Genomic DNA, 20,788 nt, shown 5'->3' on the forward strand with positions numbered 1-20,788 from the left:
ACAGCCTCCCGTTCTAAAAAGGAGTGCCCCAGTCTTATGCGCAGGACACTCTCTGAATACATCATGATACATCGGTAAACAACCCGATATATTTTATCATAAAACCTTGCGGAAAGCGAACAAAAGGAGAGCTTTTTGCTCTCCTTTTATTTCTCATTTTTTGAGGAAATGTATTTTTCTTTTGCTTTATTATGCTCTTTTAGCGTTTTTGTAAATACGACCTCACCATTTGATTTGGCCAAGAAATACAGATAGTCCGTTTTATCCGGATGCAGCGCCGCTTCCCATGACGACATGCCGGCATTGGCAATCGGCCCTGGCGTCAGCCCTGTGTTTTTATACGTATTGTATGGTGAATCGATTTCCAGATCCTTATAAAGAACCCGATCTTTATGCTTGCCTGCCGCGTACAGCACGGTCGGATCTGTTTGGAGCGGCATTTTCTTTTTCAGGCGGTTATAAAAGACGCTCGCAATTTTGTGGCGGTCGGCTTTTTCAGTCGCTTCTTCTTCTATCAAAGAAGCCATCGTCAGCAGCTTATGCACAGAAAGTTTGTTTTTCTTCATTTCTGATTTATATGTTTCCACATAAGAATTTGTCTGCTTAATCATTGCCTTGATAATGTCTTCAAGTGATGTGTCCGGATCGTTAAAAGGGTATGTAGCCGGGAATAGGTACCCTTCAAGCGGGTGCTTAATGTTTTTATTGAAAACATCATTTGTCACAGTGTCCGGGAATTCTTTCTTCAGCTGATTGATAAATGTTTCATCGTCCAGCTTCGCTATGACTTGTTTTTTAGAGTATTTTGTTTCATCAGCAATAGCAGCCGCGATTTGGGTCAGCTGTGCTCCCTCAGTCACTGTGATTTGAAAAGCGTAGCCTGTAGCCCCGCTTGTCAGCTTCTGAATAATGGCATCTAAATCCATACCTTTATTCAGATGGTAGAATCCGGCCTGAAACCCGGAAGCACCTTTATATTTCACATAGTACTGAAACGCCTTCTCGCTTTTTATGACATCATTTTTCTTTAATATCGATGCGATGGCTGAAACAGACGAACCGCTCGGAATGTTAATATTAACTGTCGTTTTACTGTCTTTTTCAACAGGTTCAAGCAATGATTTCCCATATAAAAATGCCCCGCCAATGATGAGAAACAGCACAACAATGGAAGACAGTATGATTCTTTTTTTATTAAAAAACGATTTTTTTTGCTGATTGATATACATTAGGTCTCCTCCCATCAGCTCTTATACTACATGATTCATTGTATTTCGGCAATTTATTACAAAAAGAGGCCTGCATAAAGCAGAAAAAAGCCGGAGCAGTATAGCTCCGGCTTTGGTTTGGCGCGATGTTTTACTCTTCGTCTTCGTCCGCTAAGAATGTGTTTAGTGTTTCTTCGATCATATCCCATTCTTCGTCAGTTTCAATCGGGAATAGCTCACCGTTTTCACCGTCTTCGTTTGGCGTGAAGCTGGAAGCAAGAATTTCTACTTCTTCGTCATCTTTTGATTCGATTGGATAGTACAAGACATAAGACTTGCCAAACTCTTCGTTTTCAAATGTAAACAGCACTTCACAAAGCTGTTCATTTCCTTGATCGTCAACAATTGTAATATTTTTTTCGCCGTGTTCCATTTTCTTCACCTCTGGCTTTAATTTAAGCTGTCAAGATATCCTTGTAAAATCATAACAGCCGCCATTTTATCAATGACTTTTTTTCGTTTTTGCCTGCTGACGTCAGCTGCAATCAGCATTTTTTCAGCCGCCATTGTGGTAAGACGCTCGTCCCACAGCACAACAGGAACATTGTACGTTGTTTCAAGCACTTTCGCAAATGTTTGGCTGGCTTCGCCTCTCGGGCCGACTGTTCCGTTCATGTTCTTAGGAAAGCCGAGCACGATTTTATCTATAGTATAGTCCTTTATCAGTTCAGATAAACGGGATAAACCATAATCGCCTTCTGCTTCATTTATCTTTATGGTCTCAATGCCTTGAGCAGTCCAGCCCATTTCATCGCTCAGAGCTACACCGAGTGTTTTGGTTCCTAAATCGAGTCCTAATATTCTCATTCTTTATTTACGCCTCTTTATGCTGTTCTAAATAAGACTTTACCAATTCCTCGATTAATTCGTCTCTTTCAAGTTTGCGAATTAAATTGCGAGCGTCACGATGCCTAGGAATATAAGCGGGATCACCTGACAGCAAGTATCCGACAATCTGGTTGATTGGATTGTAGCCCTTTTCCTGAAGCGCGTCATACACTGTAATCAGCACCTCATTTACGTTAGTCTCAGCAGAATCATCGGAGAAATTAAATTTCATCGTTTTATCAAACGAGCTCACCGTTTTGCACCTCTTTCCCAAATTCGCAGGCAAAGTTCAGCCTGGGGTCCTAATCTTACCATCATTCTACACTACATGGGCGAATTATAAAACGGATTTCACCCAATCTTCTACAGAAGCCAAAGCTTCTTCTAATTTTTCCGGCTGTTTACCGCCTGCCTGCGCCATGTCCGGACGGCCTCCGCCGCCTCCGCCGCAAACTTCCGCAGCTTGTTTAACCAGCTTGCCGGCGTGAAGTCCTTTCTCAATGAGGTCCTTTGTGACTCCGGCAGAGATATTAACTTTATCGTTTTGTACCGCACCAAGCACGATCACCGCAGAGCCAAGCTTTGCTTTGAGTTCATCGACCATAGTGCGGAGATGATTCATGTCTTTTGCATTTACTTTTGCCGCAAGCACGTTTACGCCGTCAACTTCTTTTACTTTCGACAGGATTGCTCCTGCTTCCACGTTGCCTAGTTTTGCAAGAAGAGATTCATTTTCTCTTTGTGCTTCCTTCAGTTCAGCCTGCAGAGCCGCGACCCGTTTCGGCACTTCTTTGATATTTGTTTTCAGCTCGTCAGCGGTCTGCTTCAATACAGAAATCTGGCTGTTCATTTCGACGTAAGCGCCTTGTCCCGTTACAGCTTCAATCCGTCTTGTGCCTGCGCCGATTCCAGATTCAGAAACGATTTTAAACAAGCCGATTTCTGCTGTATTTCTGACATGGCAGCCGCCGCACAGCTCTAAGCTGTAATCTCCAACTTGAACGACACGGACAATATCGCCATATTTTTCGCCGAACAGTGCCATCGCACCCATTTCTTTTGCTTCAGCGATCGGTTTCAAATCAATGCTGACCGGGATGCTCGCCCAGATCTTTTCGTTTACGATTCTTTCAATTTGTTCAAGCTCTTCTTTTGTCACTTGGCCAAAGTGCGAGAAGTCAAAACGAAGACGGTTTTCCGTTACAAGAGAGCCCGCCTGATTGACATGAGTTCCAAGAACATCTTTTAGAGCCTGATGCAATAAATGCGTTGCCGTGTGGTTTTTAATGACGCCGCTTCTCATATGGTCTTCAACTTCAGCCGTAACATGCAGGCCTTTTTGAACAGTACCGCTCTCCACAACACCTTCATGCACATGCTGGCCGTTCGGCGCTTTTTGAACATCTTTAATTCTTACAACTGCCTGCTCGCTTCGGAGATAGCCTTTGTCGCCGATTTGGCCGCCGCTTTCTGCATAGAACGGTGTTTCATCAAGAATGATTTGAACGCTTTCTCCTTCATGAGCCTCTTCGATTAATTGGCCGTCCTGAAGAAGCACAATGATATTGGCATCAGCTTTGGTTTGAGAGTAGCCGACAAATGTGCTTTCAACTGTCACGTCGCGCAGTGCGCCGCCCTGCACCTGCATGCTGCCGACATCCTGGCGGGCGTTTCTTGCCCGTTCACGCTGCTGGTTCATTTCCTCCTCAAAGCCCTCATGGTCAACCGTCATGTTCTCGTCTTCTGCGTATTCTTCAGTCAATTCAACCGGGAATCCATACGTATCATACAGTTTAAACACATCAGCACCTGAGATAACGCTGCTGCCCTTGTCTTTTTCTTTTTTGATCATTTCTGACAGGATCGCAAGCCCTTCATTAAGGGTCTCATGGAAGCGTTCTTCCTCGGTTTTAATGACTTTTGCGATGAAATCCGCTTTCTCTTTCACTTCAGGATAGAAATCAGCCATGATTTCTGCGACAACCGGCACTAAATCAAACATGAACGGACGATGGATGTTGATCGTTTTGGCATAACGCACGGCACGGCGTAATAAGCGTCTTAATACATAGCCGCGGCCTTCATTTGACGGCAGCGCACCGTCACTGACAGCAAAGGCAACCGTTCTGATATGGTCAGCAATCACTTTAAACGCAGTGTCTTTCACATTGTCTTTGCCATATGTTTCACCAGAAATCGATTCTGTTGCTTTAATGATCGGAATAAACAAATCGGTGTCAAAGTTTGTCGGAACATTCTGGATGACAGATACCATTCTTTCAAGACCCATGCCAGTATCAATGTTTTTCTTTGGAAGCGGTGTGTACGTGCCGTCAGGGTTATGGTTGAACTCTGAGAACACTAGGTTCCATACTTCCAGGTAACGGTCGTTTTCCCCGCCTGGGTAAAGCTCCGGATCTTCTGGATCATTACCGTATGCTTCACCGCGGTCGTAAAAGATTTCCGTATTCGGTCCGCTCGGCCCTTCACCGATATCCCAGAAGTTCCCTTCCAGACGGATAATTCTTTCTTCAGGAATACCGATTTTTTTCGCCCAAAACTCATATGCCTCTTCATCTTCAGGATGAACCGTAACAGAGAGAAGCTCTTTGTCGAAGCCAATCCACTTGTCGCTCGTTAAAAACTCCCAAGCCCATGTAATGGCTTCTTCTTTGAAATAATCGCCGATGGAAAAGTTTCCGAGCATTTCAAAGAAAGTGTGATGGCGCGCAGTTTTACCTACATTTTCTATATCGTTTGTTCTGATCGCTTTTTGAGCGTTTACGATTCTTGGATTTTCCGGCACGACACGGCCGTCAAAATATTTTTTCAGCGTCGCAACACCGCTGTTGATCCAAAGCAGTGAAGGATCCTCATGAGGCACTAATGACGCGCTTGGCTCTACCGCATGTCCTTTTTCTTTAAAGAAATCCAAAAACATTTGACGCACTTCCGCAGAAGTTAAGTGTTTCATTGTATTTCCTCCTCTATAAAAATCGAAATTCTCTTCAGTGACAGCAAAAAAGCCCTCCCCCTATGTAAACCAACGTTTACACAGGGACGAGAGCTGTCTCGCGGTACCACCCTGATTACGGGCATTCATGCGCCCGTCACCTTTAACCCTGTAACGCAGGATAAGCGGCAGTGATTAACTGCACTCAGGATTAGCTTCCTCCGATCTTCTGATAAAGCTCCTTTCAGCTTATGGAGCTTCTCTCTTTAACAGGGCTTCGGCGTACTCAGATCCGTCACTCGAGATTCGTATGTATTCTACGAGAAATTATAGACAAGCGGCACGCCGATGTCAATGCTCCGTCCTCATCCGCAAAAAATGGATCATCATTACTTTTAAAACAGCGGTCGCAGGAACAGCCAGAATCATCCCGACGATTCCCGCAAGCTCCCCTCCGGCAAGGAGTGCAAGCATGATAACGACCGGATGCATTTTAAGGCTTCTGCCGACAATGAACGGACTGAGGATATTTCCTTCCATAAACTGCAGAATAAACACCGTAATCACCACAACAAGAACCGCTTTGACTGAGATCGTCATCGCAATTAACAACGCAGGAACAGCTCCGATGAAAGGGCCAAAATACGGGATGACATTCGTTACTCCAGAGATAAGGCCAAGTATCAGCGGATACGGAAGCCCAAATACCCAGAACGAAATGCCTGCAATCACACCAAGAATCAAGCAGACCAAAAGCTGGCCGCGGATATAATCGCCAAGCGAATCATCCACATCCCGCAAAAAGGCGCTGCCCCGCTTTCTCCACGACTTCGGAGTCAAGTACCATACTGTCTTTTTCATTAACTCAATGTCCTTCACCATATAAAACACGAGAAAAGGGATTGTTGCAGCAATTAAGAAGTAATCAAGCACATTGCGGATCCCGCTGATCGCACCCTCGATCGTTCCCGCAAAAAACGCCTCCGTCTGGCGGATCATTTTATCTATACGGTGATGCATACCATCAGGCCAGTCATCCGTATGGTTATGCACATGAAGAAGAAGCCCGTTATACGTTTCGGCAAACATGGGTATATTTTCTGACAAATCCGTCAGCTGCACGATTAAAACAGGCACCCCTTTATACAACGCCCAGCCAATCCCGCCAAAAAAAAGAACATAAATGACCAAGATGCTCAAAGTCCTAGGCAATCCTTTGCCATGCAGCCATTCCGTGACCGGAAGCAATAAATAAGATATAAAAATAGAAATGATCAAGGGAATAAAGATCGTTTTTATGACGAGCCAAAAGGGTGACCATAACATATCAAGCATAAAAAAGACATAGACTGTTAACAGAACCAGCAAACAAATAGCCACCCACAACAAAAGCTGCACCGGTTTTTGGAGCATCTGCTTTCACCTCACCTATATCTTTTGAGGTTTACACGGAATTATTCTTTATGTTTCTTTAGTCAGCCAGAAGTCATGGACATTTTTCCACATTTAATTTTCAGAAAAGTTTGATCATTTACTTTTTGGTCAAATTTCTGATAGGAGGATTGCGATGATCACATTTCAAAATGTAAACAAGCATTACGGAGATTTTCACGTGTTAAAACAAATTAATCTTCAAATCGAAAAAGGCGAAGTCGTTGTTATCATCGGCCCATCCGGTTCCGGTAAAAGCACATTGCTCAGATGCATCAACAGACTTGAGACGATCAATGAGGGAGTGCTCACAGTAAACGGCACCGCCATTAACGACAGAAAAACTGATATCAATCAAGTGCGGCGGAATATCGGGATGGTGTTTCAGCACTTTCATTTATATCCGCATAAAACAGTGCTGCAGAACATCATGCTGGCTCCGGTAAAAGTGCTTAGACAATCACCTGAACAAGCAAAGGAAACGGCGCGGTACTATCTTGAAAAAGTCGGCATCCCAGACAAGGGTGACGCCTATCCTTCCCAGCTTTCCGGCGGGCAGCAGCAGCGTGTTGCCATCGCAAGAGGACTGGCGATGAAGCCGGAGGTCATGCTGTTTGACGAGCCGACATCAGCACTTGATCCTGAAATGATCGGCGAGGTGTTAGATGTCATGAAAACACTCGCCAAAGAAGGCATGACAATGGTTGTCGTGACACACGAAATGGGGTTTGCCAAAGAAGTTGCCGACCGGATCGTCTTCATTGACGGAGGAAAAATTTTAGAAGAAGCAATGCCGGCTGAGTTTTACGCGAACCCAAAGGAAGAACGGGCCCGCTTATTCTTAAGCCGTATTTTAAATCATTAAAACAGAAATGGGGGAGCTTGTATGAAAAAGATTTTTTCTTTAGCATTGATTTCTTTATTCGCTGTCATCTTGCTTGCCGCTTGCGGCAGCAAGGGATCAAACGGAGAAGCCTCAAAGGAGAGCAAAAAAGATACGCTAGCCGCCATTAAAGACAATGACAAAATTGTCTTCGGCGTAAAAACGGACACTCGACTGTTCGGTCTTAAAAATCCAAGCTCAGGTGAGATTGAGGGTTTTGATATTGATATTGCCAAACAAATCGCTAAAGACATTTTAGGTGATGAGAAAAAAGCTGAATTTAAAGAGGTCACCTCAAAAACAAGGATTCCTATGCTGCAAAACGGGGATATCGACGCCATTGTCGCCACAATGACGATCACTGAAGAACGAAAAAAGGAAGTTGACTTTTCTGATGTCTATTTCGAGGCCGGGCAATCGCTGCTCGTGAAAAAAGGCAGCAAAATCAAGAGTGTCGAGGATCTTGGCAAAGGCTCAAAAGTTCTTGCAGTAAAAGGCTCCACCTCCTCTCAAAACATTCGTGAAAAGGCGCCTGAAGCATCTGTTTTAGAATTTGAAAACTACGCAGAAGCCTTTACAGCCCTTAAATCGGGGCAAGGCGATGCCCTCACCACAGATAATGCGATTTTATATGGAATGGCTGATGAAAATAAAAATTATCAATTAACAGGAAAGCCTTTTACAGATGAGCCTTACGGGATCGCCGTGAAAAAAGGGCAATCGGCTCTCGCGAAAGAAATCAACGCTTCACTTAAAAAGATGAAGTCGGATGGCAGATACGATGAAATTTATAAAAAATGGATCAAAGAAGACCCAGCTGAATAACAACCATCCCGGGATGAGCAGGCGATGCTCATCCCAATTTGATAAGGAGTGAATAGGCAGATGAATGTGTCAATTCTTTTCGATAACTTCGGCATGTATATGGACGGTTTTTACCATACCTTGCTCGCAAGTGTTATCGCGCTGGCCGGCAGTTTTGTCCTCGGCGTTACTGTAGCGGTTATGAGAATAACAGTCTTTAAGCCGCTGCAATGGCTCGGGACCGCATATGTAGAGTTCATCCGCAACATCCCTCTTCTTTTAATTACCTTTGTTTTCTATTTCGGACTTCCAAACGCAGGCCTGAGGCTTGACGGTTTTCAAGCGGGAACGGTTGCTCTCACCATTTATACCTCTGCGTTTATCGCTGAAGCCATCAGAGCAGGCATCCAGTCTGTTTCAAAAGGGCAGATGGAAGCGGCACGCTCGTCAGGCTTTACCTACAGCCAGGCCATGCTCCATATTATTTTGCCGCAGGCAATCAAAATCGTCATTCCGCCTTTAGGCAATCAATTTTTAAACTTAGTCAAAAACTCTTCGATTCTTGGGGTTGTGGCCGGATTGGATCTTATGTACCAGGCTGATTTAGTCTCGTCGAGCACACTCGTTGTATTTGATGTTTATATTTTCGTGGCGCTTTTTTACTTAGTGCTGACGATTCCGCTTAGCATCGGTGTTAACTATCTGGAAAAACGGCTGGAAAAAAGCTATTAATAAGGAGTGAGTTACATTGGATTTCATCGGTGCTTATTCACAGGAGCATTTAGCGTTTTTATGGGATGGCTTTCTCGTCACCTTGTACGTTGCTTTCATCTCCATCATTCTGAGCTTTTTCTTCGGTTTAATCGCAGGAACCCTGCGTTATGCGAAAGTTCCCGTTCTTTCTCAATTGATTGCGGTTCTCGTTGAAACGATCAGAAACCTCCCCTTGCTGTTAATTATTTTCTTTACGTTTTTTGCCCTTCCGGAAATTGGGATTAAGCTTGAAATTACAGCTGCTGCAATTACAGCACTAACGATTTTTGAATCCGCTATGCTATCTGAAATTATCCGAAGCGGACTGAAATCAATTGACAAAGGACAAATTGAAGCGGCGCGCTCCTCCGGGCTGAGCTATACACAGACCCTGTTCTTTATCGTCATGCCGCAAGCGCTTCGCCGCATGGTTCCGCCCATCGTAAGCCAGTTTATTTCTTTATTAAAAGATACATCGCTCGCTGTTGTGATCGCCCTGCCTGAACTGATTCACAACGCGCAAATTATAAACGGCCAAAGCGCAGACGGCAGTTATTTTTTCCCGATCTTTTTACTTGCGGCCCTTATGTATTTCGCAGTCAACTACAGCCTTTCACTCGCAGCAAGACGCCTCGAGGTCCGGCAAACATAGAAAAGGATACTCTTTGGAGAGTATCCTTTTTGCATTAAAACATTTTCGTAATTCTTCTTCTCATCCGCTTCATGCTTCGATTATTCAGCATGTCAGATTGAGTCGCCATTCGGTACACGAGAGCTCCGGCTCCCATTGCCAAAAGAGAAGTCATCGTCCGATTCATCCTGCGCATCTCCTTTCATGATTAAAAATTGATGCTGCGTTCATCCTCAGAAAACAAATCATCCAAGCTGCTTAACGTTCCGTCTTCTTCCACCTGATGAGTTGCAATCTTCCCTTTCGCCACTGTCAGTTCAATAAAACAGCCCCAGCAATAATATTGGTTCACGCCGATTTTGCCGATATCCTTACTTTTGCAATTCGGGCATATAAGCATACCTCACACCTCTATCCGTTCAGAACGATCTCGTCTTTCCGCACCTCGACAAGCGAATCCGCTCTTTGGATCTGGCGCTTGCTTCCCGCCAGGTCAGAAAAGAAACCGTCCGAGAGTTCATATGCTACGATTATGCCCCTGTCCAAACAAAAGTATACATCTTCCAGCATCCCCAATATATCCCCCTCTTGCGATTTCACAAGCTTCATCTTCATCTGCTCGTATGTGAAGCATGTTTTCGGAAGAGGCAGAAGCTGTTCTGAACTGACCGAAGCCAATATGCGGTCATCAAGAATGGAAGAGATATCACACGCCCGTAATAGCGCATGATGATGATGCAAAAAGCGTTTTTGTGCAAGAATAAACCCAAGACAATCTCCTTTCAGAGAAAAACAAATATCGGAAATTGCCCCGAGATAACAAGAAGTTCGTTCTGAGTATACTGGGAATCCTTCTACTTCATGGCATGTTCTCAAAGTGTGATCAACCACCTTTTGTTGAACAGGCTTAGGTTTTGCTTTGCGACTTAGACTCATACGATGAAATCAATTCCACTGCAAATGAAAAAAACTCCCGCTTACACGGGAGCATTTTATTGCTGTTCTTCTTTCATAAAATCGAATGGTGTAATGCCTTCCATGCCAATGTTGGCGTCGTATACGCTGAACGGGAGCTCTTTTTGGAGAGCCTCAAGCTCGGCATCCATTTCCTCAACCTGTACGGACAGCCTGTTTTTCAAGGAGGTCTGTCTGACAGTTGCATCATTATTTTTCACGCCCCACTCCAGCGCCTCCTCTTCCCCGCATAAAATGAGAAATTTCTTCGCTCTTGTAATCGCGGTATAAAGAAGGTTTCTTCTGAGCATTCTATAATAGCCTTTCACAACAGGCAAAACCACAATCGGAAATTCACTTCCCTGCGATTTATGAATAGAACAGCAATACGCATGGGTAAATTGATTAAAATCCTTTTTCGTAAATGTCATTTCATTGCCGTCAAAAGAAACGACGGCCATGTCTTCTTTTTCTGTATTTTCCTTTGCATAAAATATCGACGTGATTTCGCCAATATCTCCGTTGAACACATTGTTTTCCGGCTGATTGACAAGCTGCAAAATTTTATCTCCGGTTCTGTAGACAACATCCCCGAACTTCAATTCTCTCCGTTTTTCTTTAGGAGGATTTAAAATGTCCTGCAGCATCACATTCAATTCATTAATGCCGGCTTTTCCTCTGTACATCGGAGCGAGGACCTGAATGTCCTTTGCTGTATAGCCTTTTTTCAATGCATTGGCGACAACCTTCTCAACTACTTCTTTGATTTGCGACCCGCCGCAGCGAATAAAGGAACGGTCCTTTGTCGGGGCAGTCAAATTGTTCGGCAGCAATCCATTTTTCATCTGGTGGGCAAGCTCGACGATTGATGACCCCTCCGCCTGACGATAGATGTCTGTCAGTCTCACAGTCGGAATCACCTGGGATGCCAGCAGGTCTCTGAGCACTTGTCCCGGACCGACGGAAGGCAGCTGGTCTTCGTCTCCTACAATGATGATTTGTATATGATCAGGGATCGCCTTGAACAAATGATTCGCCAGCCATATATCAAGCATACTGGCTTCATCGATAATTAACAGCTTCCCTTCGATCGGCTGATCCTCTGTATGAGTAAAGCCTTCAGCACCGTTCCAGCCAAGCAGCCTGTGTATCGTGACTGCAGGAAGTCCCGTTGATTCACTCATCCGTTTTGCTGCTCTCCCTGTCGGAGCGGCCAAAACAATCGGAAAAGCTTCATCCTTTTTATAAGCTGACGGGTCTAGTGACACACCGTGAAGCTCTCCGTAGAGCTCGACAATCCCTCTGATTACCGTCGTTTTTCCTGTTCCCGGGCCGCCTGTTAAAAGAAGCATCGGCGAGGAAAGGGCTTTTTGAATCGCTTCCTTCTGGCTGGGGGCATACTGAACGTTCATCCGTTCTTCCAGTTCTCCCAACGCGAGCAAAAACTCTGATTCGGGAAACTGGTTCTCATATTCGGTTTGGCTAGCGATATGTTTCACACGCTTTGCAACGTTTTGTTCTGCGTAAAACAGCGACGGAAAATAACAGCGGCCATCTTCAATGACAATGTCTTTATTTTCTCCAAGGGCAATAATCGCGTTAGCGGCATCCATTTCTGTGATGCGCTGCCCTTCCCTTGCTGACTGGTTTAACAGAGATTGGGTGTCAATGATCAGCTGTTCCGTTTCTATGTACGTGTGCCCCTCTGACAAACAAGTCGTTTCAAGCGTGTACAAAATAGCAGCTTTTACCCGCTCAGGATGGTTACCCGAAAGACCCATTCTGCTGCCCAGCTCATCTGCTTTCCCAAACCCGATGCCTTCTACATCCTTCACAAGCTGATAAGGATTTTCCTGAATCTTTTCAAGCGTCTCGGATTCATAGGCTTGATAGATTTTCATAGACAGCTGCGGGCCAAAACCAAACTGATTCAAGGAAATCATGATTTGCTCCAGTCCCTGATGCCGCTGCAATGCACCGGCCAGCGTGTCGGCTTTCTTTTTTGAGAGTCTGGGAACATCATAAAGCACTGAAGCGTCAGCCAATATTTTATTAATGGCGCTGTCGCCCAGCTTTTTCACAATTTCTTCAGCAGTTTTTTTGCCGATTCCCTCGAATAAATCACTCGATAAATATTGAATGATGCCTTCCTTAGTCGTTGGAATCTCCTTTTTGAAATGCTCCGCCTGAAATTGGAGCCCGAATTTTGGATGGGTTACGATCTTTCCGTAAAACGTGTAGGTCTCTTCTTCTTGAAGCGCAGGGAAGTAGCCCGTCACGGATACGGCTTTATCTTCAATGGCTTCGGAGGTCTCTGTGACTTTCACTTTCAGAACCGTATATAAATTGGTGTCATTATGATAGATGACTGTGTTGACTGTCCCTTTTAAATAGGGCTCTTCCTCCAGTTTAAGCTGATCCGGATGCTGCTGCACGAGCTGTCCCTCCTCCTGTGCCTGTTATGATGGATCAATCAGTTTTTTAGCATGAAGCGCAAGCATATGATCTGGCTGGATATCAATTGCCTTGTCCAGCATTTCCAGCGCTTTTTCTCGGTTTTCTTTATAAGCATAAGCGACACCGGCATTATAAAATGCATCTGCATGCCCCGGGTCTTGCTCTGTCACAGCTGCGAATTGGCTGAGCGCTTCGTCCAGCATGCCCTCGTTGGCTAAGCACATCCCGAATTGAAAACGCGCTTCCGTATCGTTTTCATTCAGTTCGACCGCTCTTTGTAAATATGGCAGTGCAAGCTTAGGCTGTTCGAGCTTGACAAGCACCGTTCCGAGCATGTAAAACAGGTCGCCGTTTTCCATCCCCGCACGAAGCGCTTTTTCAAACATGTCTTTGGCTTCTTTGTACATTTCTTTTACAACATAGACATTTCCTGCTCCATAATAAGCAGTGGCTGCGCTATTGTCTAATTCAAGCGCTTTATCATAAAACGCAAGCGCACGTTCCAGCTCGTTTACGGATGAAAGCAGGTTGGCAAAATTGATATACGGAATCGCGTCTTCTTTATTTTCTTCAATCGCTTTTGTAAATGCCTCTGCCGCTTTCTCGTAATCGCCTTCCTGCATCGCCTCTATACCGAGTTGATTATAATCCACCGATCATCTTCCTTTCATTAAAAAACCCCAACTCAGTGTTGAGGTTTTTCATCTTTTATACGTACCACAATTTTGTTCCATCTTTGTACACATCATCAATTGTCCCGCCGCCAAGACATTCTTCGCCGTCATAGAAGACAACGGCTTGTCCCGGCGTTACAGCACGGACTTGTTCATCAAAGATGACTTCCGCTTCACCTTCGCCAGTCATGCGCACCGTTACTTTATGATCCTCTTGGCGGTAACGGAATTTAGCCGTGCAGGAAATCTCTTCGCCCTTCATGATATCCGAACGTACCCAGCTGATATTTGTTGCTGTGATTTTGTCAGAATATAAAAGCGGGTTATGGAACCCTTGATCCACGTAGAGGATGTTCTTTTCAAGATCTTTGCCTACCGCAAACCACGGCTCGCCGCTTCCGCCGATGCCAAGGCCGTGACGCTGTCCGATCGTGTAATACATCAACCCGTCGTGACGGCCTTTTACTTCACCGTCCATCGTCATCATATCGCCCGGCTGTGCAGGGAGATATTGGCTGAGAAACGTTTTGAAGTTGCGTTCGCCGATAAAGCAGATGCCTGTACTGTCTTTTTTCGTCGCCGTTGCAAGTTCTGCTTCTTTGGCGATTTCACGCACACGGCTTTTTTGAAGTTCGCCGATCGGGAACATGACTTTGCTCAGCGTATCTTCTGTCAGCTGATTCAAGAAGTACGTTTGATCCTTGTTTTCATCAATGCCGCGCAGCATTCTGACTTTTCCGCCGCTTCTGTCTACTCTTGCATAGTGGCCAGTCGCTAAATAGTCGGCGCCAAGTGACAATGCATGCTCCAAAAAGGCCTTGAATTTAATTTCTTTGTTGCACAGTACATCCGGGTTTGGTGTTCTGCCTGCTTTATATTCATCAAGGAAGTATTGAAATACCTTCTCATAATATTGCTTTTCAAAGTTTACGGCATAATACGGAATTCCGATTTGGTTGCAGACGCGGATCACATCTTCATAATCCTCTGTCGCCGTGCAAAAACCGTTTTCGTCCGTATCGTCCCAATTTTTCATAAAGATTCCGATTACATCATAGCCCTGTTCTTTTAACAGCAGGGCCGCCACAGATGAGTCTACTCCGCCGGACATGCCGACGACGACTCTTGTATCCTCCGGCCGTTTTTCCATTTCATTCACTCCAATTACTAAGCCGCCTTATTGTGTCAGCCGTTTGACAACGTCGGCCACATGTTTGGCAGCAGTTTTCACTTGCTCAGCCGTATTGCCGAGGCCGAAGCTGATTCGAATAGAGGACGTCAGCCGGTCACTCTCTTCTCCGAACATAGCAGTCAGAACATGTGACGGCAGGACTGAACCGGCCGTGCACGCTGAACCGCTGGAGACAGCGACACCCGCCATATCAAGATTAACCAGCAGCGCTTCCACTGACACACCGGGGAAATAAAGATTCAGAACATGCGGCAGACTATGCTCTTTGTCCCCGTTGATCTCGAATGCCACACCTGCATCTCTAAGCGTGTCGGCAAAGATTGCTTTAAACGATTGATACTTCTCGTTTTTTTCGTCCCGTTCTTCACTTGACAGCTTGATCGCTTCTTTCAGCCCGACAATGCCTGGAACATTTTCGGTTCCGGCACGGCGTTTTCTTTCTTGCTCTCCTCCGAATAAAAGCGGTGAAAGCTTCACATCTTTACTAGCATATAAAAAGCCTGTCCCTTTTGGCCCGTTGAGCTTGTGCCCGGAAACAGACAGAAGGTCAATATGGCTGTTTTTCACATCAATTGGCAGCAACCCGAATGCCTGAACAGCATCGGTATGAAAATAAGCTTTGTGTTCCTTTAACAGCTCACCGATTTCTTCGATCGGCTGCACTGTTCCAACTTCATTATTTCCATACATCACTGTCACAAGGATTGTATCATCACGCAGTGCTTCTTTCACCTGTTTTGCACTGACTCTTCCATTTTGGTCAACGTCCAGATACGTTATGTCAAATCCGTCTTCCTCAAGTTTTTCACATGTGTGAAGCACGGCGTGATGCTCAATTTTTGTTGTGATGATATGTCTGCCAAGATCTTTTCTTGCAAGTGCGGTTCCCATGATCGCCAAGTTATCAGCTTCCGTTCCCCCACTTGTAAAAATGATCTCCTGCTCTGCCGCTCCGATTTCTGCTGCGATTTGCGCTCTTGCTTCATCCACCCATTTTCGAGATTCTCTGCCAAATGAATGAATACTGGAGGGATTACCGAAACTGCCGGAGAAGTGCGGTATCATTTTTTCCAGCACGCGCTCATCCATCGGAGACGTTGCGGCATGATCTAAATAAATCCGTTCCATTATGTTTACACCTCTGATCTAAATATAGAACATATAAGCTTCTTGCTCTCCGTCTGTATAGCTGGCAAGATCCTCTAATGTTGTACTGTCTAAAACCTCTTTTACAGCATCCCGGATGCGAATCCAGAGCTCACGCTTGGCAGGCTCCTCATCTTCCAGCACTTCAACAGGGCTGATCGGCCCCTCAAGCACACGGATAATATCTCCCGCGGTAATGGCATCCGGCTCACTGCCTAATACATATCCGCCATATGCGCCTCTGATGCTTTTCACTAAACCGGCATTTCTGAGCGGCGATACCAGCTGCTCCAAATAATGCTCGGACAAATTATTCGTCTGTGCGATGCTTTTTAATGAAGTCGGGCCTTCACCGTGCTTTTTTGCAAGCTCGATCATAATGGTGAGCCCGTATCTTCCCTTAGTTGATATTTTCAACATGAACACCTCTGTTATTTCATGATTTTCCACATTTATAATGGTAATTTCTATATGTTTCGTCCGTTTATTATCTTATAGACCAACTGTTATTATAACATACCTTCAGCGAATTTTCATTGAGGCAGAAGGAAAGGGGCCTTTACCCTTTTCTAATGTACGGTTTTCCGTTACCCTGTAATTAAGTAAGGAGAGATGATAGATGAAGCCATTGGCATATCGGATGCGTCCGACAAAAATAGAGGATATTATCGGCCAGCAGCATCTGGTGGCTGAAGATAAAATTATTGGCAGAATGGTCCAGGCAAAACATTTGTCATCCATGATTTTGTACGGGCCGCCCGGAATTGGAAAAACATCAATCGCAACAGCAATCGCCGGTTCAACAAGTATTGCTTTTCGAAAGCTGAATGCTGTCATTAACAATAAAAAAGATATGGAAATCGTAGCTCAGGAAGCCAAGATGTCCGGCCAAGTGATTTTGATTCTGGATGAAGTCCACAGGCTGGATAAAGGAAAACAGGATTTTCTATTACCCTATTTAGAAAACGGGATGATCATTTTGATCGGAGCAACAACGGCTAACCCGTATCATGCCATTAATCCGGCGATCAGAAGCCGGACCCAGATTTTTGAGCTTGAACCGTTAACACCTGATCTGATTAAACAGGCACTGGAACGCGCGCTCCATGATGAGCATCGGGGCCTTGGCACCTATTCTGTATCCATTGATGATCAGGCGATGGAGCATTTTGCCCACGGATGCGGAGGAGATGTCCGCTCCGCTTTAAATGCGCTTGAGCTTGCCGTGTTGTCAACGAAGGAGTCAGCAGACGGTGAAATTCACATTACATTAGAAACCGCGGAAGAATGCTTGCAGAAAAAAAGCTTTTCTCACGATAAAGATGGTGACGCGCATTATGATGTACTGTCCGCTTTTCAAAAATCGATCCGCGGCTCTGATGCCAACGCTGCTCTTCACTATTTGGCTAGATTAATTGAAGCCGGTGATCTGGAGAGCATCGCAAGACGATTGCTTGTTATCGCCTATGAAGATATCGGTTTAGCAAGCCCGCAAGCCGGCCCTAGAGTGCTGAATGCTATTCAGACCGCTGAGCGAATCGGGTTTCCTGAAGCGCGAATCCCTCTGGCCAACGCAGTTATTGAGCTTTGCCTCTCACCGAAATCAAACTCGGCCATTCTGGCAATCGATGAGGCTCTGGCAGATATCAGAGCCGGAAAAATTGGGGATGTCCCGAAGCATTTAAAAGACGCGCATTATAAAGGAGCTCAGGAATTAGGAAGAGGAATCGACTATAAATACCCGCACAATTACGACAACGGTTGGGTCGAACAACAATACCTCCCTGATCCTCTGAAAAATAAGCAATACTATAAGCCGAAACAGACAGGAAAATTCGAATCCGCCTTAAAGCAGGTGTACGATAAATTAATGAAAAGAAAATAAAACAAAAACAGCCTTGATCATCAAGGCTGTTTTTATGCATTATTTATCCTTCACACGTTTGATTTCAATGTCTTTCAAAAGATCCATGACAACATGTCCGCCCATAATCAAACCTGCGACTGACGGCACAAAAGCATTAGAGGAAGGCGGCATTTTTGCTTTACGGATTTTCGCTTCGTCATTTCCCACTTCTTTTCTGACATCTTCCCGAATGACAATCGGGCTTTCATCAGAGAAAATCACTTGAACGCCTTTTTTGATCCCCTCTTTGCGTAATTTCGTACGGACGACCTTCGCAATTGGATCAGTGTGCGTTTTTGAGATATCAGCGATTTGGAAGCGTGTCGGATCCGTTTTATTTGCTGCACCCATGCTGGAGATGAGCGGAATATCCCGTTTCAGACATTCTTTCATTAAATGAATTTTATAACAAATGGTGTCTGACGCATCAATGACATAGTCAAGATCATAGTCAAAAAACTGCTCATACGTTTCCTCCGTATAGAACATTTTTAACGCGATCACTTCACACTCCGGGTTAATGTCTGCGATCCGCGCCTTCATTAAATCAACTTTCGGCTGTCCGACAGTTGAAAGCAGCGCGTGAAGCTGACGGTTTACATTTGTAATGTCGACATCATCTTTGTCGACAAGCAGAATGCGGCCGACGCCTGACCGCGCGAGAGCTTCCGCTGCGAACGACCCGACTCCCCCGACTCCAAGCACAGCAACTGTGCTGTTTTTCAGCGTTTCAAGGCCTTCTTTTCCGATAGCTAATTCATTGCGTGAAAACTGGTGTAACAAGAACCTCACTCCACATTCGTATTCTGGTTTCATCTATAAAATGGCTGATCCATGAGCAGCCGTTTTTCTGCGCACAAAAAATAAAGTCCCAATAGTGCCGTTGCAGCTTTCCTTTGTTTTGAACCCGCTCTCAGCAGGTGGGTGCCCTCTTTTAAATCTTGTAAGTCCTCTTTACCGAATGAAAAGAGGCATGTACGCCATTTAAAAATGCGGGCTCCCAAATCAAAAAAATGTTCGGTCAAAACTAGGTGTACAACTAACACATCAGGACTTTATTTAACTTGTCAAAATCATATCACAGGCGATTTTGATTTTCAAGAATCGAACTGCACATTCAGTTCTTAACTTTTTTCTTGATAGAAAGATGAAGCTCGTCAAGCTGAGCGTCGCTTACTTCTCCCGGCGCCTCTGTCATCAGGCAGCTTGCACTTGCCGTTTTCGGGAATGCAATCGTATCTCTCAGGTTCGTACGTCCAGCGAGAAGCATAACGAGACGGTCTAAGCCGAGTGCGATTCCGCCGTGCGGAGGAGCGCCGTATTCAAATGCTTCCAGCAGGAATCCGAACTGTTCAGCCGCTTCTTCTGGTGAGAAGCCGAGAAGCGCAAACATTTTTTCCTGAATATCCTTTTCGAAAATACGGATTGAACCGCCGCCAAGCTCATAGCCGTTTAAGACGAGGTCATAGGCTTGTGCTTTCATGTCTTCAGGCGCTGTTTCAATCAGCTCAAGGTCTTCTCGGACAGGCATTGTGAACGGATGGTGCGCTGCGTAAAAACGGCCTTCTTCCGGATCATGCTCTAATAGCGGCCAGTCGATGACCCATAAGAAATTGAACAATTTTTCGTCAATCAGCCCGCGCTCTTTCCCAAGCTTTAAGCGCAGGGCGCCGAGTGATGCGGCCACAACTTCGAATTGATCCGCTCCGAACAGCAGCAAATCACCTTCAGCAGCATCAAGTGCTTCAATTAGCTTAGACTGCTTTTCTTCATCAAAGAATTTAGCGATCGGGCCTTTCACTCCGTCTGCCTCAACCTTCACCCAGGCAAGCCCTTTTGCCCCGTAGTTTGCAGCAAAAGCGCCAAGAGCGTCGATGTCTTTTCTGGAGTAATCGCCGGCACCGCCTTTTACGTTGATGGCTTTAACCACGCCGCCGTTTGCTACAGCTGATGAGAACACTTTAAATTCCGTATCCTTTACAATGTCAGACACATCCGTCAAAAGCATGTCAAAACGCGTATCCGGTTTATCAGAACCGTACTTGTTCATTGCTTCGTCATACGTCATTCGAGGAAGAGGAAGCTTAAGTTCCTTACCTTTTGTTTCACGCATAACCTTTGCCATCATCTCCTCAGCCAATGACATAATGTCTTCCTGGCTCATAAAGGACATTTCAATATCAATTTGCGTAAACTCAGGCTGACGGTCCGCACGCAAGTCTTCATCGCGGAAACAGCGGGCAATTTGATAATATCGTTCAATGCCTGATACCATCAGAAGCTGTTTAAATAGCTGCGGGGACTGCGGCAGCGCGTAGAACTCACCTTCGTGCACACGGCTCGGCACCAAGTAGTCACGTGCACCTTCAGGCGTGCTTCCTGTTAAAATCGGCGTTTCAATATCAAGAAACCCATTTTCATCTAAAAAGCTGCGAACAGCTTTCGTCACGTTATGGCGCAGTTGCATCGTCTGGAACATTGCCGGTCTGCGCAAATCTAAGTAACGGTGTTTTAAACGAACGTCCTCTGACACTTCTTCTGCTTGATCAGAAATTGCAAATGGAGGTGTCTTTGCAGCATTTAATACGTTCACTCCATCAGCATGTATTTCGATCGCGCCTGTTTTCAAATTCGGATTAACTGTTCCCTCTTCACGCGCCACCACTTTTCCTTGAATATCAAGCACGTATTCATTTCTGATGCCTTCCGCAATAACAAGCGCTTCTTTTGACACATCAGGGTTAAAAACGACTTGAACAATGCCCGTACGGTCACGCAAGTCAATAAAAATCAATCCGCCGAGGTCTCGTCTTTTTTGGACCCAGCCTTTCAGCGTTACAGATTCGCCAATTGCTTTTTCAGTTATATCACCGCAATAATATGTTCTTCCAAACAATGCGTTTCACTC

General features: G+C 45.2%; 21 protein-coding genes and 1 other RNA gene. 5 read left to right on the forward strand and 17 right to left on the reverse strand.

All coding sequences use genetic code 11. The features are described 5' to 3' along the window. Nucleotides 1–146: 146 nt before the first annotated feature. The 6 genes from mltG to CW370_RS14020 form a co-directional block, all read right to left on the reverse strand. A complete protein-coding gene (gene mltG, locus CW370_RS13995) occupies nucleotides 147–1,229 on the reverse strand; it encodes an endolytic transglycosylase MltG (protein WP_014477501.1) in 1,083 nt (360 codons plus the stop codon). A gap of 130 nt (nucleotides 1,230–1,359) precedes the next feature. Beyond that, nucleotides 1,360–1,641, reverse strand: a complete 282-nt coding sequence (locus CW370_RS14000) for a DUF1292 domain-containing protein (protein WP_003246199.1) — start codon at nucleotides 1,639–1,641, stop codon at nucleotides 1,360–1,362. A gap of 17 nt (nucleotides 1,642–1,658) precedes the next feature. Continuing rightward, nucleotides 1,659–2,075: a Holliday junction resolvase RuvX gene (gene ruvX, locus CW370_RS14005; RefSeq protein ID WP_003229795.1), complete on the reverse strand. Its 417-nt coding sequence runs from the start codon at nucleotides 2,073–2,075 to the stop codon at nucleotides 1,659–1,661. Between the two features lie 7 nt (nucleotides 2,076–2,082). Next, a complete protein-coding gene (locus CW370_RS14010; protein WP_003225903.1) occupies nucleotides 2,083–2,349 on the reverse strand; it encodes an IreB family regulatory phosphoprotein in 267 nt (88 codons plus the stop codon). A gap of 84 nt (nucleotides 2,350–2,433) precedes the next feature. Then, nucleotides 2,434–5,070, reverse strand: a complete 2,637-nt coding sequence (alaS, locus tag CW370_RS14015; protein WP_024573506.1) for an alanine--tRNA ligase — start codon at nucleotides 5,068–5,070, stop codon at nucleotides 2,434–2,436. A 330-nt stretch (nucleotides 5,071–5,400) separates the two neighbouring features. Next, nucleotides 5,401–6,462, reverse strand: a complete 1,062-nt coding sequence (locus tag CW370_RS14020) for an AI-2E family transporter (protein ID WP_009967889.1) — start codon at nucleotides 6,460–6,462, stop codon at nucleotides 5,401–5,403. A 154-nt stretch (nucleotides 6,463–6,616) separates the two neighbouring features. Between CW370_RS14020 and CW370_RS14025 the strand changes: the two genes are divergently transcribed. The 4 genes from CW370_RS14025 to CW370_RS14040 are packed head-to-tail and all read left to right on the forward strand — an operon-like array spanning nucleotide 6,617 to nucleotide 9,572. Beyond that, nucleotides 6,617–7,345: an amino acid ABC transporter ATP-binding protein gene (locus tag CW370_RS14025; protein ID WP_101169772.1), complete on the forward strand. Its 729-nt coding sequence runs from the start codon at nucleotides 6,617–6,619 to the stop codon at nucleotides 7,343–7,345. Nucleotides 7,346–7,366: 21 nt separating this feature from the next. Further along, on the forward strand, nucleotides 7,367–8,188 hold the full coding sequence (gene glnH / locus CW370_RS14030; protein WP_024572806.1) for a glutamine ABC transporter substrate-binding protein GlnH: 822 nt from the start codon (nucleotides 7,367–7,369) through the stop codon (nucleotides 8,186–8,188). A gap of 60 nt (nucleotides 8,189–8,248) precedes the next feature. Next, nucleotides 8,249–8,899 (forward strand): amino acid ABC transporter permease, encoded by a 651-nt coding sequence (locus CW370_RS14035; protein WP_017696071.1) that lies wholly within the window; start codon nucleotides 8,249–8,251, stop codon nucleotides 8,897–8,899. Nucleotides 8,900–8,915: 16 nt separating this feature from the next. Continuing rightward, nucleotides 8,916–9,572: an amino acid ABC transporter permease gene (locus CW370_RS14040; protein WP_003229784.1), complete on the forward strand. Its 657-nt coding sequence runs from the start codon at nucleotides 8,916–8,918 to the stop codon at nucleotides 9,570–9,572. A 34-nt stretch (nucleotides 9,573–9,606) separates the two neighbouring features. On the opposite strand, the gene CW370_RS14045 is transcribed toward CW370_RS14040, so the two are convergent. From CW370_RS14045 to cymR, 8 genes are all read right to left on the reverse strand, one after another. Then, nucleotides 9,607–9,738, reverse strand: a complete 132-nt coding sequence (locus tag CW370_RS14045; protein ID WP_003229780.1) for a YrzQ family protein — start codon at nucleotides 9,736–9,738, stop codon at nucleotides 9,607–9,609. 21 nt (nucleotides 9,739–9,759) lie between these two features. After that, nucleotides 9,760–9,951 (reverse strand): hypothetical protein, encoded by a 192-nt coding sequence (locus CW370_RS14050; RefSeq protein WP_003225893.1) that lies wholly within the window; start codon nucleotides 9,949–9,951, stop codon nucleotides 9,760–9,762. Between the two features lie 11 nt (nucleotides 9,952–9,962). After that, nucleotides 9,963–10,487, reverse strand: coding sequence for a PRC-barrel domain-containing protein (locus CW370_RS14055; RefSeq protein ID WP_080262650.1), 525 nt, complete (start codon nucleotides 10,485–10,487; stop codon nucleotides 9,963–9,965). A 56-nt stretch (nucleotides 10,488–10,543) separates the two neighbouring features. Then, nucleotides 10,544–12,940: an SF1B family DNA helicase RecD2 gene (recD2, locus tag CW370_RS14060; RefSeq protein WP_029946514.1), complete on the reverse strand. Its 2,397-nt coding sequence runs from the start codon at nucleotides 12,938–12,940 to the stop codon at nucleotides 10,544–10,546. Nucleotides 12,941–12,964: 24 nt separating this feature from the next. Next, entirely contained in the window at nucleotides 12,965–13,585 is a 621-nt protein-coding gene (locus tag CW370_RS14065; RefSeq protein WP_202926392.1) for a tetratricopeptide repeat protein, read from the reverse strand. Nucleotides 13,586–13,670: 85 nt separating this feature from the next. Next, the gene (gene mnmA, locus CW370_RS14070; protein WP_004398509.1) at nucleotides 13,671–14,786 is read right to left on the reverse strand and encodes a tRNA 2-thiouridine(34) synthase MnmA; all 1,116 of its coding nucleotides are present in this window, start codon (nucleotides 14,784–14,786) and stop codon (nucleotides 13,671–13,673) included. 27 nt (nucleotides 14,787–14,813) lie between these two features. Next, the gene (locus CW370_RS14075) at nucleotides 14,814–15,956 is read right to left on the reverse strand and encodes a cysteine desulfurase family protein (RefSeq protein WP_014477512.1); all 1,143 of its coding nucleotides are present in this window, start codon (nucleotides 15,954–15,956) and stop codon (nucleotides 14,814–14,816) included. An 18-nt stretch (nucleotides 15,957–15,974) separates the two neighbouring features. Continuing rightward, nucleotides 15,975–16,391 carry a cysteine metabolism transcriptional regulator CymR gene (gene cymR / locus CW370_RS14080; RefSeq protein WP_003225879.1) on the reverse strand — a complete coding sequence of 139 codons (417 nt, stop codon included), beginning with the start codon at nucleotides 16,389–16,391 and terminating at the stop codon, nucleotides 15,975–15,977. A 202-nt stretch (nucleotides 16,392–16,593) separates the two neighbouring features. On the opposite strand from cymR, the gene CW370_RS14085 reads away from it, so the two are divergent. After that, nucleotides 16,594–17,859 carry a replication-associated recombination protein A gene (locus CW370_RS14085; RefSeq protein WP_024571560.1) on the forward strand — a complete coding sequence of 422 codons (1,266 nt, stop codon included), beginning with the start codon at nucleotides 16,594–16,596 and terminating at the stop codon, nucleotides 17,857–17,859. A 39-nt stretch (nucleotides 17,860–17,898) separates the two neighbouring features. Here CW370_RS14085 and CW370_RS14090 read toward each other — a convergent pair whose 3' ends face one another. From CW370_RS14090 to aspS, 3 genes are all read right to left on the reverse strand, one after another. Next, complete coding sequence (locus CW370_RS14090; protein WP_003229763.1) at nucleotides 17,899–18,663, reverse strand: tRNA threonylcarbamoyladenosine dehydratase; 765 nt, start codon at nucleotides 18,661–18,663, stop codon at nucleotides 17,899–17,901. A gap of 81 nt (nucleotides 18,664–18,744) precedes the next feature. Next, nucleotides 18,745–18,937: non-coding RNA, 6S RNA (gene ssrS / locus CW370_RS14095), on the reverse strand. A gap of 60 nt (nucleotides 18,938–18,997) precedes the next feature. Next, on the reverse strand, nucleotides 18,998–20,776 hold the full coding sequence (aspS, locus tag CW370_RS14100) for an aspartate--tRNA ligase (RefSeq protein WP_024571559.1): 1,779 nt from the start codon (nucleotides 20,774–20,776) through the stop codon (nucleotides 18,998–19,000). Between the last annotated feature and the right edge of the window lie 12 nt (nucleotides 20,777–20,788).

Origin of the sequence: Bacillus sp. SN32, assembly GCF_002837495.1 — a bacterium.
In the GTDB taxonomy this organism is placed as follows: domain Bacteria; phylum Bacillota; class Bacilli; order Bacillales; family Bacillaceae; genus Bacillus; species Bacillus subtilis.